Annotated in this window: 13 protein-coding genes and 1 pseudogene; 10 read left to right on the top strand and 4 right to left on the bottom strand. The window is 70.7% G+C overall.

The annotated features are described in order from the left end of the window. Nucleotides 1-49 precede the first annotated feature (49 nt). Genes RMO85_RS09055 through RMO85_RS09070 form a run of 4 tightly spaced genes read left to right on the top strand, consistent with a single transcriptional unit; the run spans nucleotide 50 to nucleotide 5,362 of the window. Nucleotides 50-1,003, top strand: a complete 954-nt coding sequence (locus RMO85_RS09055) for a sugar ABC transporter permease (protein WP_310528399.1) — start codon at nucleotides 50-52, stop codon at nucleotides 1,001-1,003. A gap of 2 nt (nucleotides 1,004-1,005) precedes the next feature. Next, nucleotides 1,006-1,899, top strand: coding sequence for a carbohydrate ABC transporter permease (locus RMO85_RS09060; protein ID WP_310528400.1), 894 nt, complete (start codon nucleotides 1,006-1,008; stop codon nucleotides 1,897-1,899). Nucleotides 1,900-1,949: 50 nt separating this feature from the next. Then, nucleotides 1,950-3,521, top strand: a complete 1,572-nt coding sequence (locus RMO85_RS09065; protein ID WP_310528401.1) for a glucoamylase family protein — start codon at nucleotides 1,950-1,952, stop codon at nucleotides 3,519-3,521. Further along, nucleotides 3,518-5,362 carry a GH39 family glycosyl hydrolase gene (locus RMO85_RS09070; RefSeq protein ID WP_310528402.1) on the top strand — a complete coding sequence of 615 codons (1,845 nt, stop codon included), beginning with the start codon at nucleotides 3,518-3,520 and terminating at the stop codon, nucleotides 5,360-5,362. Before RMO85_RS09065 ends, RMO85_RS09070 begins: the two co-directional genes overlap by 4 nt. A 2-nt stretch (nucleotides 5,363-5,364) precedes the next feature. Here RMO85_RS09070 and RMO85_RS09075 read toward each other — a convergent pair whose 3' ends face one another. Next, entirely contained in the window at nucleotides 5,365-5,691 is a 327-nt protein-coding gene (locus RMO85_RS09075; RefSeq protein ID WP_310528403.1) for an SMR family transporter, read from the bottom strand. Between the two features lie 73 nt (nucleotides 5,692-5,764). Here RMO85_RS09075 and RMO85_RS09080 point away from each other — a divergent pair, with 73 nt between their 5' ends. Further along, the gene (locus RMO85_RS09080; RefSeq protein ID WP_310528404.1) at nucleotides 5,765-6,328 is read left to right on the top strand and encodes a TetR/AcrR family transcriptional regulator; all 564 of its coding nucleotides are present in this window, start codon (nucleotides 5,765-5,767) and stop codon (nucleotides 6,326-6,328) included. On the opposite strand, the gene RMO85_RS09085 is transcribed toward RMO85_RS09080, so the two are convergent. Genes RMO85_RS09085 through RMO85_RS09095 form a run of 3 tightly spaced genes read right to left on the bottom strand, consistent with a single transcriptional unit; the run spans nucleotide 6,329 to nucleotide 9,650 of the window. Beyond that, on the bottom strand, nucleotides 6,329-7,684 hold the full coding sequence (locus RMO85_RS09085) for an NAD(P)/FAD-dependent oxidoreductase (RefSeq protein WP_310528405.1): 1,356 nt from the start codon (nucleotides 7,682-7,684) through the stop codon (nucleotides 6,329-6,331). After that, complete coding sequence (locus RMO85_RS09090) at nucleotides 7,684-8,622, bottom strand: nitrilase-related carbon-nitrogen hydrolase (RefSeq protein WP_310528406.1); 939 nt, start codon at nucleotides 8,620-8,622, stop codon at nucleotides 7,684-7,686. The genes RMO85_RS09085 and RMO85_RS09090 overlap by 1 nt, the downstream gene beginning before the upstream one ends. Continuing rightward, nucleotides 8,619-9,650, bottom strand: a complete 1,032-nt coding sequence (locus RMO85_RS09095) for an agmatine deiminase family protein (RefSeq protein WP_310528407.1) — start codon at nucleotides 9,648-9,650, stop codon at nucleotides 8,619-8,621. Before RMO85_RS09095 ends, RMO85_RS09090 begins: the two co-directional genes overlap by 4 nt. A 95-nt stretch (nucleotides 9,651-9,745) precedes the next feature. Here RMO85_RS09095 and RMO85_RS09100 point away from each other — a divergent pair, with 95 nt between their 5' ends. The 5 genes and pseudogenes from RMO85_RS09100 to RMO85_RS09115 all read left to right on the top strand — a co-directional run. Beyond that, complete coding sequence (locus RMO85_RS09100) at nucleotides 9,746-10,321, top strand: TetR/AcrR family transcriptional regulator (protein WP_310528408.1); 576 nt, start codon at nucleotides 9,746-9,748, stop codon at nucleotides 10,319-10,321. 129 nt (nucleotides 10,322-10,450) lie between these two features. Next, nucleotides 10,451-10,768 (top strand): rhodanese-like domain-containing protein, encoded by a 318-nt coding sequence (locus tag RMO85_RS09105; protein ID WP_310528409.1) that lies wholly within the window; start codon nucleotides 10,451-10,453, stop codon nucleotides 10,766-10,768. A 59-nt stretch (nucleotides 10,769-10,827) separates the two neighbouring features. Then, nucleotides 10,828-11,004: pseudogene (locus RMO85_RS19660) on the top strand (MBL fold metallo-hydrolase); the annotation flags it as partial. 40 nt (nucleotides 11,005-11,044) lie between these two features. Further along, entirely contained in the window at nucleotides 11,045-12,148 is a 1,104-nt protein-coding gene (locus RMO85_RS09110) for a rhodanese-like domain-containing protein (protein WP_310528410.1), read from the top strand. Then, a partial coding sequence (locus tag RMO85_RS09115; RefSeq protein WP_310528411.1) for a sulfite exporter TauE/SafE family protein occupies nucleotides 12,145-12,871 on the top strand: 727 nt, incomplete at its 3' end. The genes RMO85_RS09110 and RMO85_RS09115, both read left to right, overlap by 4 nt.

The following is a 12,871-nucleotide window of genomic DNA, read 5'->3' on the forward strand; positions in this document are numbered from 1 at the left end:
GTCAAGGAGATGCAGTCCAAGGCGTCGTCGATCGGCACCGGTCTCTGACATGTCCGCCACGGCAACGGCGCCTCGAGCAGGGCAGTCGGCGAAGAACAGCCGGCCGACCAAGTCACGTCACACGGATCCCACGCGGCGGCAGCAGGCTGTCGCCGCGTGGATCCTGGCCCTGCCGTTCTGCGCGTTGTTCCTGGTCTTCACCGCAGGACCCGTCCTGGCCAGCCTCGGCATGAGCTTCACCGACATGCGCAGCACCGACGTGCGCAACCCGCTCGGTGTGGAGTTCGTCGGGCTCGAGAACTACGCGAATCTGCTCTCGGACCCGAGCTTCCGCAAGGTCACCCTCAACACGCTGATCTACCTGCTGCTCGGGGTGCCGCTGACGATGGCGAGCGCGCTCGCGGTCGCGGTCGCCCTGAACCGGATCACCCGGCTGCGGGGATTCTTCAGGGTCGGCTACTACCTGCCGGTCGTCACCAGCATCGTGGCGGTGTCGGTGGTGTGGAAGTTCCTGCTGCGTGACCAGGGCGGGCTGCTCAACGTGATGATCGGCTGGTTCGGCATCGACGGGCCGGGGTGGCTGGACTCCACCACGTTGGCCCTGCCGTCGCTGGTGGTCATGTCGGTCTGGCGCAACTTCGGCACCTTGATGGTGATCTTCCTGGCCGGGCTGCAGACCATCCCTCGCGAGATCGTCGAGGCCGCCGAGGCGGACGGCGCCAATGCGTGGGGGCGCTTCCGGTACATCACCCTGCCCATGCTGCGACCGACCCTGCTCTTCGGTGCGGTGATCACCAGCATCGGCTACCTCCAGTTCTTCGAGGAGGCCTTCGTGATGACGAAGGGCGGACCGCTCGACTCCACCAAGTCCGTCACGTTCTTCACCTACGAGCAGTTCGGCTTCGGCAACTACTCATACGCCTCGGCCGCTGCCTACCTGCTGTTCCTGGCGATCGTGCTCATGACCTTGGCGCAGTTCCGCCTGCTCGGCGAGAAGGACTGACCATGACCCAGACTCTCCAGGCCGCGACCCCGCTCGGCGACGAACCCGCCGCCGTGAGACGCCGCCCCCACTCCGACCACGGTCCCTCCACTCCGCCGTGGCTGTATGCCGTGATGGCCATCGGACTGTTCGTGGTGGTCGTCCCGTTCCTGTGGATGGTGATCAGCTCCTTCAAGCCCGAGGCCGAGGTGCGCGTCGTACCCCCCACGTGGTGGCCGGAGACGGTGACGACGGACAACTATCGTCAGCTCTTCACCAGGCTCGACTTCCCGCGCTACTTCCTCAACTCGGCGATCGTCGCGGTCACCGTCGCGGTCGGCAACATGGTCTTCTGCTCGATGCTCGGCTACGCCTTGGCCAAGCTGGACTTCCCCGGCAAGAAGCTGGTCTTCGCCGTCGTCCTCGGCACCTTGATGGTGCCCGGCGTCGTCACCTTCGTGCCGCTGTTCGTCCTGACCACCAACGTCGGGCTGACCAACACCCTGCCGGGGATGATCCTGCCGTTCCTGGCCGGACCGTTCGGCGTCTTCTTGATGCGGCAGTTCGTGATGAGCTTGCCCGACGAGCTGATCCAGGCAGCGCGCGTCGACGGCGCGGGCGAGCTGCGGATCTTCTTCTCGATCATCCTGCCGCTGTGCGGACCCGCCGTCGCGACCCTTGGCGTGCTCACGTTCCTCACGTCGTGGAACAACTTCCTCTGGCCGCTGGTGGTGGCCACCTCGGAGGACAAGTACACGCTGCCAGTGGCGCTCGCGCTCTACGCCGTCGGCCAGAACGCCACGAAGTACGGCCTGCTGCTCGCCGGGTCGGTCGTCGTCGTGCTGCCCGTGCTCGCCGTCTTCCTGATGCTGCAACGCCAGATCATGCAGGGCATCGCCAGCACCGGCATCAAGTGACTCGCACCACCGCAAGCGTCCATCAACCGCGTCATCTCGGAGGAGTATCAATGCGCGCACGACGAACATCCATCCTCGCGGCCACCACGGCCGCCGTCGCCCTCACTGTGACAATCGTTGGCACCACGGCCGCCGTTCCGTCGGCGCCCGCGGCGACCGAGCGGCACCACTCCGACAAGCGTGTCCTCCAGGAGTACGCCGCCGACACCTGGAAGTCCTTCGAGGCGATGGCGGAGCCGGCCACCGGCCTGCCGGCCGACAACATCGCGGGCGACCTCGACCCCTCGACCCGCAGCGGCGCCACCTCGCCGACCAACATCGGCGCCTACCTGTGGAGCACCGCCGCCGCCCGCGACATCGGCCTGATCGGCCGACGCGAGGCGAAGGCCCGGATGGCGAAGACCCTGCACTCGATCGCGCACCTCGAGCGCCACCAGGACAGCGGGATGTTCTACAACTGGTACGACCCGGCCACCGGCGCGAAGCTGAGGAAGTTCCCCGGCTCCGGCGACCCGATCAAGCCCTTCCTGTCCTCCGTCGACAACGGCTGGCTTGCCACGGGGCTGCTGCTCGTCGCGCGCGCCGAGCCGACGCTCGCCGGACAGGCCGACGCGATCCGCGAGGACATGAACTTCGGCTGCTTCTACAACCCCCTCGAGAACGCGCCCGCGGGGCAGATCCGGGGCGGCTTCTGGGACGAGGACCCGATGGAGTCGGCCCCGGTCAAGGGCAACTACTGCGGCGGCGCCGACGTGTGGTTCACCGGCCACCACTACGGCGCCTTCAACACCGAGCCCCGCATCGCGTCCTACCTCGGCATCGCCGCGGGGCAGATCCCGGCGCGCCACTACTTCGGCACCTACCGGACCTTCCCCAACGACAACTGCGACTGGTCCTGGACCGAGACCAGGGCCGTCGGCTCCTGGGCCGAGCACGAGGGCGTCCGCGTCTTCGAGGGCGCGCTGCCCTACCGAGGCATGCAGATCGTGCCGACCTGGGGCGGCAGCATGTTCGAGGCGCTGATGGTGCCGCTGTTCGTGCCCGAGGAGACCTGGGGCCCGCGCTCATGGGGCGTCAACCACCCGCTCTACGTGCGCGGCCAGATCGAGCACGGGCTGCAGGAGGCCGACTACGGCTATTGGGGATTCTCCCCGTCCAACAACCCTGCTGGCGGCTACCGCGAGTACGGCGTCGACCAGCTCGGCATGGACGGCGCCGGCTACACGACCGACCAGGAGCGGACCTCCGTCGACCAGCCCTACGAGGGTTGCCCCGGTCGTGAGGGCTCGCCCGCGCCCACGTCGTACGGCAACGGCGTCGTCACCCCGCATGCCTCCTTCCTGGCCCTGCGCTACGCCCGCGACGCCGCTCTCGAGAACCTTGCGAACATCCGGAACGACTTCGACGCCTACGGCCCGGGCGGCTTCTACGACGCCGTGGACGTGGGCTCGGGCACCGTGTCGAAGCGCTACCTCTCACTCGACCAGGGCATGGTCATGGCCGCCCTGGGCAACGCGCTGGCGGGCGACGACATGCGCACCTACGTCAGCCGCGGCGCGATGGAGAGGACCCTGCGGCCGCTGATGGGCGAAGAGATCTTCGCGAGCAGGGGGACTGAATGACCACCGACGCACGCGCCGACTGGGAGCGCCGGATCGGTCTGCGCAGCGGGCACGCGTTCGGCGGCTCCGCCCCGCGGCTCAGCCCGCCCGGCGGCCTGCGAGCCGTGGCCGGTGGCGCGCAGGTGACGCTCACCTGGTCACCGATGAAGGGCGCGATCGGCTACCAGGTGCACGTGGCCGACTCCGCCGACGGCCCCTGGGCGCCCCTCGACCACCATGGCCGCGACGTCACCTCGGTGCCGCACCCGCCCTACGTCGACACGACCGGCACTCCGGGGGTGGAGCGGTGGTACGCCGTCTCATCGCTGTCCGACGTGCACGTCGACGGACTCCCCTCGCCGATGGTCTGCGCGACGCCGCTCGCGGAGGCGACCGGACCGGTCACGGTCGAGGTCGACGCCGCGACCGTGGTCGGCGAGCTGGACCGCCCGTGGCGCCCGATGATCGGCAGCGAGCACCTGTCCCACGCCCTGTCCACCGACACGACCGGTGGCCGCGCGGTCGGGGAGGAGCTGAGCGCGGCCCTCTCCGCGGCGCACCAGGAGCTCGGGGTGACCCACGTGCGGGCCCACGGGATCCTGTGCGACGACCTGGCGGTGTACCGCGAGGTCGACGGCGTGCCGGTGCACGACTTCTCCCGCATCGACCGGGTCTACGACCACATCCGCTCGATCGGGCTCTATCCCGTCGTGGAGATCTCGTTCATGCCGCACGACCTGGCGAGCGACCCGAGCAGGACGGTCTTCGGCTACGACGCCATCATCTCGCCGCCCAAGGACTGGCAGCGCTGGTTCGACCTGGTCCGCGACCTCACCGCCCACCTCGTGGCGCGCTACGGCGACGAGGTCGTCGAGCAGTGGTCCTTCGAGGTGTGGAACGAGGCCAACCTCGAGGTGTTCTGGTCCGGGCGGCCCGAGGACTACCTCAAGCTCTACGACGTCACCGCGGCCGCCGTGCGCGAGGTCGACTCGAGGCTGGTCGTCGGGGGTCCGTCGTCGGCCGCCGCCGGGTGGGTGGAGGAGCTGCTGGCTCACGCCGAGCTGTCCGGCGCCCCGGTCGACTTCGTCTCGACGCACACCTACGGCGCCCCGCCGCTCGACTTCCGGCCGATGCTCGCGCGCCACGGCCGCGCCGGCACGCCGATCTGGTGGACGGAGTGGGGCGTCACGCCCACCCACTTCAACGAGACCAGCGATGCCGTCTTCGCCGGCGCCTTCCTGCTGCGCGGCATGAAGTCCGCGATGGGGCGGATCGAGTCGCTGGCCTACTGGGTGGTCTCCGACCACTTCGAGGAGCTCGGCCGACCGCCGGAGCTGCTGCACGGCGGCTTCGGGCTGCGCACGGTCGGCGAGCTGCGCAAGCCCCGCTGGTGGGCGCTGGCCATGATGGAGCGGCTCGGGCCACACCGGCTCGCGGTGTCGTCAGCCGGAGACGGCGGCGACTCGCTGGTCGAGGCCGTCGCGGCGTCGAGCGACGACGGTGAGGTCTCGGCGCTGCTGTGGAACCTCACCCTGGACCAGACCAAGGCGGCCGGGTCCCCTCCGCTCGGTCGCGACGTCGAGGTGACGGTGCGTGGCCTCGCTGCCGGGGCGACGTACACGCTGCGCCACGACCGGGTCGACGAGGATCACTCCAACGTCGCCTCCGTGTGGGCTCGACTGCGCGAGCCCGGCCAGGCCTGGCCGACCGACGCTCAGTGGGAGACCCTGCGGGCGGCCGACCACCTCGCCCGCCTCGAGCCGGACCGGGTCGTCACCGCTGACGCGTCCGGTGTCGTCAGGCTCGACGTGGTGCTCCCGATGCCGTCGATGAGCCAGTTGACGCTGGTCCCGGTCGAGTGAGGCTAGTGGACGCCCTGCAGGTTGAGCAGGACCACGCCCACGACGATCATCGACAGGGCTGCGCCCTTCGTCGCGCTCCATGACTCCCCCAGCCACAACGCGCCGATGACGGCCACCGCGGCCGTGCCGACCCCGGCCCAGACGGCGTACGCCGTCGAGACCGGCAGCCGTTCGACCACCAGCGCCAGCAACCAGATGGAGACGGCGTAGCCGCCGATCACCAGCGCGCTCCACAGCGGGTCGCGGAAACCATCGGTCCGAGGCAGGACCGTGGTGGCGGCCACCTCGGCAGTGACCGCCGCCAACAGGAGTCCGATTGCTGCGTACATGGCCGACATCCCTCCAAGCGTGTGTGTAGCAGTCGCTACAGAAGGAAATGTAGCACATGCTACAGTCTCTCGTGTGGCCAAGGATCCTGAGCGCCGAGAGGTGTGGACTCGCGAGGCGACGGACTACACGCTGCAACACGGTCTGATCGGGCTCAGCCTCCGGCCGTTGGCGGCATCGCTGGGCACGAGCGACCGGATGCTGCTCTACCACGTCGGCACCAAGGACGACCTGGTCGCCGCCGTCCTGCGCGACTCCAACGACCGCGCGGTGGACGGCGTCTCGGCGCTGGCACCGTCCCCAGACCTGCGTGCGGCCGTCCACGACCTCTGGTCGGTGGTGCGATCCCCCGAGCTCGAGCCGTGCACGCGGCTCTACGTGGAGGCGGCAGCCCTCGGCCTGCTGGGCCGCGAGCCCTACGCCACCGTCGTCCGGGAGGCCAACGATCGCTGGCTGCGCTCGTTCGTGACGCACCTGACGAAGTCTGGCGTCGCCCGGCCGTTGGCCAAGAGGGCCGCCAGGGTCATCGATGCGGCCTTCCTCGGCCTGCAGCTGGACGCCCCGCTGGACGTGGGCACCACCGCCCGGAAACGCGCGGTGGTCGACCTGGCCGACGCGGTGGCGGCACTGGGCTCGTGATCACGGAGCATCTCGCGAGGTGAGGACCCGGTGGGCGATCTCGGCGCCGACGCGGACTGCGCCGTCGACGTGCTGGAAGCCGAGGCCCGCGACGTCGCTGGTGCCGAACTCGATCGGCCCGACCGGCTGACGCAGCACCCGGCCGTACCTCGTGAGCCCGCCGACGTCGAAGCTGGTGCCGTAGGCACCGCCGGTGAGCTCCTGGTGCTGCCAGTCACTCTCGACGTAGGTCACCGGGGTCCGGGCCGCCTCACCCAGGTACGCCGCGAACGACTCGAGCACCTCGGCGCGACGCTCGTCGTCACTGAGGGCGCCGACCCGATCGGCGTCCTCGCCCGAGATGAAGCCCACCAGCTGCCCGCTGGTCGAGCCGTCAGGAGTGTTGTCGTACACCTCGTGGACCAGCTGGTAGGGCCCGAAGCCGGTGCCGCTGAGCCCGATCTCGCGCCAGAACGGCGTGGTGAACCCCACCTGCACCTTGATCACCAGCCCGAACGACTGGTGCTCGCGGGCGTGCCGGTGCGATGCGGGGAGCTCGGGCATGAACCGGATCCGGCGCACCAAGGGAGGTGGTACGGCGATCACCACCCGGCGCGCACGGATCCGCTCCGGTCCCACCACCACGGTCGCACCCTCGTCGGAGTAGTCGACCGCGGTCACGTCCTGGCCGAGCCGAACGCGGTCACCGAGACGCCCGGCGAGCTCGAGCGGGACCGAGGCCAGCCCCCCGACGACGCGCCGGTCGAGGATGAAGTCCGCGTCGACGAGGTGCCGGAACGACCCGGCACTGGCCGCCATCAGCAGGGCCTGCAGCGCCGAGAAGGACCAGGTCGGCTTGGTGAGCATGGCCTGGCCGACGTAGAGAGCGATGTTGTCGCGGGCCTCGACGTCGTCGCAGTTGTCCTGCAGCCACTGCTGGAAGGTCACGTGGTCGAGCCGTTCCGCGTCCGGGTGGTCCCACGGGCGGTCGGGGTCGATCTCCGCGGTCAGGGCGTCGAGGCCCTTGATCAGCCGCTCGATCGCTGCTGCCGTGTCCGCGGCGACCGGGAGATCCTCACCCGTGAAGCGTCTCGCCCCACCACCGCTGTCGACATAGAGCGAGGCACCCTCCCGATGGCGCAGGTAGGTCTGCAGGCCCAGCTCGTCCAGCAGCCCGGTGAGGGCGTCCTGGTCGGGCGAGACCCACTGGCCGCCGATCTCGAAGAGCGAACCGTCGTGCAGCTCGCTGCGGAGGCGGCCGCCGACGCGGTCGCGGGCCTCGAGGACGAGCACGTCCTGACCGGCCTGCGAGAGTCGCCAGGCGGCAACCAGGCCGGTGACGCCGGCTCCGACGACGACGGTGTCGTGCACGGACATCACAGCTGCTCCTTCTCCACGAGGGACGCATAGGCGTCGGGACGACGGGTCTGCAGGAACGGGAAGAGGTCGAGCCAGTCCCGGCGCTGTGCCAGGTCGAGCGTCGCCACGAGCACCGCGTCGCCCTCGCGGTCGGCCCGCACCAGGACACGGCCGTAGGGGTCGCTGATGAACGACGAGCCGTAGAAGCTCACGCGCCCCTCGTCGCCCCACCGGTTGGGGACGACCATGAAGAGGCCGTTGGCGATGCCGTTGCCCACGATGACGCCCTGCCACAGCGGCTGCGTGTCGAAGTCGGGGTGGTCGGGCTCGGAGCCGATCGCTGTCGGGTAGGCCAGGATCTCCGCGTCGGCGAGCGAGTACGCCCGCGCCAGCTCGGGGAACCACTGGTCCCAGCAGGTGGGCAGGCCGATCCGCGGCGCACCGGGCAGGTCGACGCGATACACGGGGTACGGCGACTCGGCCGGACCCGGCCGGAAGTAGAGGTCCTCGTAGTAGCCAGCCGTCACCGGGATGTGGAGCTTGCGGGTGCGCGCCGCGAGCGTCCCGTCGGGAGCGACCAGGATCGCGGTGTTGAAGCCGAGCCCGTCCTCGTCATCCGCGCGCTCGTAGAGCGACGCGTGCACGAAGACCCCGTGCGCGGCGGCCGCGGCTGCGGCGAAGGAGTGGGTCGGGCCGCCCTCGAGCGGCTCCGTGAGGTCGGCCGGCACCCCGTGCGGCCTGGTGTCCGCCGGATAGCGGGACAACGTGAGCTCAGGCAGGAACACGATCGACGCACCGGCCGAGGCTGCGGTGGCGATGCCGTCGCCCAGCGTGGCGAGATGAACCTCGGAGTCCGCGCTCCAGTGCATCTGGACCAGCCCGACCCTCACCTCGCGGCCGTCCGTCTCGCCGACGCGGGCGAGGGATGGCTGGGGCGTGGCTTCGATGAGCTTCATGACCTGTCCTTGATCGCTGGTTGCTGTTGGGTGATGCAATGGACGCCGCCGCCGCGCGCGAACAACGGCCGGGCGTCGACCTGGACGATGCTGCGCCCGGGGTAGGCGTCGGCGAGGATCGCACCTGCCCCGGCGTCGGCGGGGTCGTCGAAGGCACAGGCGATGACCGCCGCGTTGGCGACGTAGTGGTTCACATAGCTGTAGTCGACCCAGCCGTCGCCGTCGCGCAGGCACGTCGGCGCCGGAAGGGCGACGACCTCCAGCGGCCTGCCGTCGGCGTCGAGCTCGTGGAGGAGGAGGGCGGCCAGCTCTCGGCTGATCTCGGCGTCGGGGTGGGCTTCGTTGCGCTGGTCGTGGAGAAGCACCCTGCCGGGCGCGCTGAACGTCGCCACGATGTCCACGTGCCCCCGGGTCCCGAGGCGCTCGCTGTCGCGGGTCAGGCCGCGCGGCAGCCAGATCACCTTGCGCGCGCCGACGGTTCGGGCGAGCTCGGCCTCGACCTGCTCGCGGCTCCAGCCGGGGTTGCGAGCGGGGTCCAGCTGCACCGTCTCGGTGACCAGGAAGGTGCCGGCCCCGTCGGTGTGGATGCCGCCGCCCTCGTTGACCAGCGGCGAGTCGATCCGCTGTGCACCGCTGGCCTCGGTGGCGACCACACTGGCCACCGCGTCGTACTCCCACGTGGCCCACTCCTGGGCTCCCCAGCCGTTGAAGACCCAGTTGACGGCGCCGAGGCCCGCCGGCCCGAGCACGAAGGTGGGGCCGATGTCGCGATACCACGCATCGTCGAGGGGCGCTTCGTGCAGCACCGCCTGCGAGGAGAGCCGGCGGCGCGCCTCACCGACCTCCCGCGGGGGCACGAGCATGTGGAGCGGCTCGAACTCCGCCACCGCGTTCGCGACCGATGCCCAGGCACGTCGCGCCGCCTCAGCCTCGTTCGGTGTCTCCCCGAGGGTGTAGCTGCCCGAGGGCCAAGCCATCCAGGTCCGCTCGTGCGGCTCCGTCTCGGCCGGCATCGTCCACGTTCTCACGAGGCGCTCCTTCGCTGGCCGCCGAGGTCTTTGAAAGCCTTTCAAAATTGCTGGCTTGCGCCACTATGCGCGATCGGGCTGGTTAGGGTCAAGAGGTGACCAGCCAGGAACTCCGACGACATCGCCGGCTCGACCGCCCGCGCGAGCGGGTGCTCCAGGAGGCCTGGGACCTGCTGGTCGAGAAGGGGCTCGCCGACCTGAGCCTGTCCGAGCTCGGCCGGCGGCTGGACACGAGCGCGGGCCACCTCTCCTACTACTTCGGCAGCAAGAACGGCCTGCTCCTCGAGCTGCTGCGCTGGAGCGAGGACGAGCTGACGGAGAACCTCCGCGTCGTGCTGGAGTCCGACGACTCGGCCGAGGACCGCCTCCACGGCCTGTGCGACCTGTTCTTCCCGCGGTCCGCCGGTGATCCACGGTGGCTGCTGTGGGTCGAGCTGTGGCCACGCGTGCTCCGCGAGCCCACGCTGCGCGACGCCCGCGAGGAGCTGGACGCCGTGTGGCGCGAAGCGCTCGCCACGCTGCTGGGTGAGATGACGGACGAGGACGTCGCACCGCTCGCCCAACGGATGCTCGCACTCCTCGACGGCCTCAGCGTCGGGCTGCTGATCGGTGAGCCGGGGCTCACCAAGGACGCGGCCTGGGAGCACGTGCGCGCCTTGCTGCCCGGCTAGTCGAGCCGAGCCGGCGCGAGCCGCTCACCCCAGGGACCACATACCCCAGAGGGTGTTTTGCGTTGCCAGGACATACCCCCTAGGGTATTTCTCGACAGCTCGATGACCCGCCCCGCAGAGAGGAACGCCATGTCTGAGAAGACGCCTGAGATCTCCCTCGAGGACTACGCCACCGAGCGCGAGACCGGTGTGACCATCGACGTCCGCGAGCAGGCGGAGTACGCCCAGGCACACGTGCCGGGCGCCATCCTGATGCCGATGGCGCAGCTTGGCTCCCGACTCGGCGAGATCGACGGGTCCGCGCGCGTGCACGTCATCTGCGCCTCGGGCAACCGTTCGAAGGCGATGACCGACCTGCTGGTCGCCGCGGGCTTCGACGCCGCGTCGGTGGCCGGGGGCACCTCCGGCTGGATCGAGTCCGGGCGCGCCGTGGGGGTCGGCCTGTGACCTCGCCGCTGAGCATCGTCCCCATCGAGACCCCGACCCTCGGCGACCGAAGCTACCTCGTGCACGACGGCCGGGTCGCCTTCGTCGTCGACCCTCAACGCGACATCGACCGAGTCCTCACGCTGCTCGACGAGCACGGCGTCCGCCTCACGCACGTCCTCGAGACCCACATCCACAACGACTACGTCACCGGCGGCTTCGCCCTCGCGCAGCGCACCGGTGCCCACTACCTCGTCAACGGCGAGGACGACGTCAGCTTCGAGCGCACGCCCGTCGTTGACGGCGACGTGCTCGAGATCGGCGCTCGGATGCGACACGGCGCTCGCCACCCCGGGCCACACCTTCACCCACCTCTCCTACGCCCTGCACGACACCACGGCCGTCGGCCCGGGCGCCGAGATCGGGGTCTTCTCCGGCGGTTCCCTGCTGTACGGCGCCACCGGACGCCCCGACCTCCTCGGCGATGAGCACCGCGATGCCCTGGCCCGACACCAGCACGCGTCGGCGCACCGACTCGCCGACCTGCTGCCCGACGCGGCCGCGGTCTTCCCCACCCACGGGTTCGGCTCGTTCTGCGCGGCCACCCAGTCCGACGCCACCGCCTCGACCATCGGGCAGGAGAAGCACACCAACCCGGTCCTGACCCAGGACGAGGAGACCTACGTGCGCGAGCTGCTGGCCGGGCTGGGTGCCTGGCCGGCCTACTACGCCCACATGGCACCCGCCAACGCTGCCGGCCCCGCCGCACCGGACCTCAGTCCGCCCGCCCTGGCCGACGCCGACGAGCTGCGCCACCGCATCGAGGCCGGGGAGTGGGTCGTCGACCTGCGCAACCGCACGGCCTTCGCGGCCGGTCACGCCCCCGGCACGCTGAACTTCGGGCTCGACGGCGGGTTCGCGACGTACCTCGGGTGGCTGATCCCCTGGGGCACCCCGCTCACCCTGCTCGGGGAGAGCGCCGAGCACGTCGCCGAGGCGCAGCGCGAGCTGGTCCGCATCGGCATCGACCGGCCCGCTGCCCACAGCACGGGCACCCCGTCCGACTGGGCCACCGGCGACCTGGCGAGCTTCGCGACCGCGACCTTCGCCGACCTCGCCCAGGTCCGACACCACCGCGACGTCGTGGTCCTCGACGTCCGTCGTGCCGACGAGCACGCGTCCGCTGCGATCACGGGTGCAGTGAACATCCCCCTCCACGAGCTGTGGAGCCGGCTCGACGAGGTGCCGTCCGGGGAGGTCTGGGTGCACTGCGCCGGTGGCTACCGCGCGTCGGTGGCCTCGTCCATGCTCGACCTTCACGGCCGCACCCTGGTCGCCGTCGACGACACGTTCGACAACGCCGAGAAGGTGGGGCTCCACCTGGTGGGGCAGGACGCGTGACCCTCGTCCTCGCTGTCGCCGCCGGGGCGCTCATCGGTCTCAGCCTGGGCGCACTCGGTGGCGGCGGGTCGATCCTGGCGGTGCCGGTGCTGGTCTACCTGCTGGACCAGTCCCCCGCCCAGGCGACGACCGGTTCGCTGGTCGTCGTCGGCACGACCGCGCTGATCGGCGCGATCGCCGCCCATCGGGACGGCAACGTGCTGCTCGGGCGAGGCGCTGGCTTCGGCGTCGTTGCGATCGGTGGCGCCGTGATCGGCGCCAAGGCGTCCGCCCACGTGGACGGGGACGTCCTGCTCGGCGCCTTCGCCGCACTGATGCTCCTCGTCGGAGCGCTGATGGCCTGGCGGCTGCTGCACCACCGCGGCGCCGCTGCGCAACACCCCGTCCGCCCCACCCTGGACCACCCGATCATCACCTTCAGTCCCACCTTCGCCTGCCAGTGCCCGCGCGCCCTCAAGGTGCTGGTCACCGCCACGGTGGTCGGACTGCTCACCGGGTTCCTGGGCGTCGGCGGCGGGTTCCTCGTCGTGCCCGCGCTGCTGCTCGCCCTCGCCCTGCCCCTGCCGTACGCCGCCGGCACCTCCCTGGTGGTCATCACCATCACCAGTGCGGCCGCCCTCGCCACGCGGGCCGGCGTCGGCTCGACGCCCGACTGGGGGGACTTCCTGGTGCTCACCCGGGCCTCGGCGACCGCCGCGGACGCCGGGGCCCGCCTCGCCGACC

It is taken from the genome of Nocardioides sp. (assembly GCF_031422975.1).
Classification (GTDB): Bacteria; Actinomycetota; Actinomycetes; order Propionibacteriales; family Nocardioidaceae; genus Nocardioides.

Coding starts and splice junctions, on each gene's coding strand:
- RMO85_RS09055 (WP_310528399.1), top strand. CDS start 50: ATGTCCGCCACGGCAACGGCGCCTCGAGCAGGGCAGTCGGCGAAGAAC.
- RMO85_RS09060 (WP_310528400.1), top strand. CDS start 1,006: ATGACCCAGACTCTCCAGGCCGCGACCCCGCTCGGCGACGAACCCGCC.
- RMO85_RS09065 (WP_310528401.1), top strand. CDS start 1,950: ATGCGCGCACGACGAACATCCATCCTCGCGGCCACCACGGCCGCCGTC.
- RMO85_RS09070 (WP_310528402.1), top strand. CDS start 3,518: ATGACCACCGACGCACGCGCCGACTGGGAGCGCCGGATCGGTCTGCGC.
- RMO85_RS09075 (WP_310528403.1), bottom strand. CDS start 5,691: ATGTACGCAGCAATCGGACTCCTGTTGGCGGCGGTCACTGCCGAGGTG.
- RMO85_RS09085 (WP_310528405.1), bottom strand. CDS start 7,684: ATGTCCGTGCACGACACCGTCGTCGTCGGAGCCGGCGTCACCGGCCTG.
- RMO85_RS09090 (WP_310528406.1), bottom strand. CDS start 8,622: ATGAAGCTCATCGAAGCCACGCCCCAGCCATCCCTCGCCCGCGTCGGC.
- RMO85_RS09105 (WP_310528409.1), top strand. CDS start 10,451: ATGTCTGAGAAGACGCCTGAGATCTCCCTCGAGGACTACGCCACCGAG.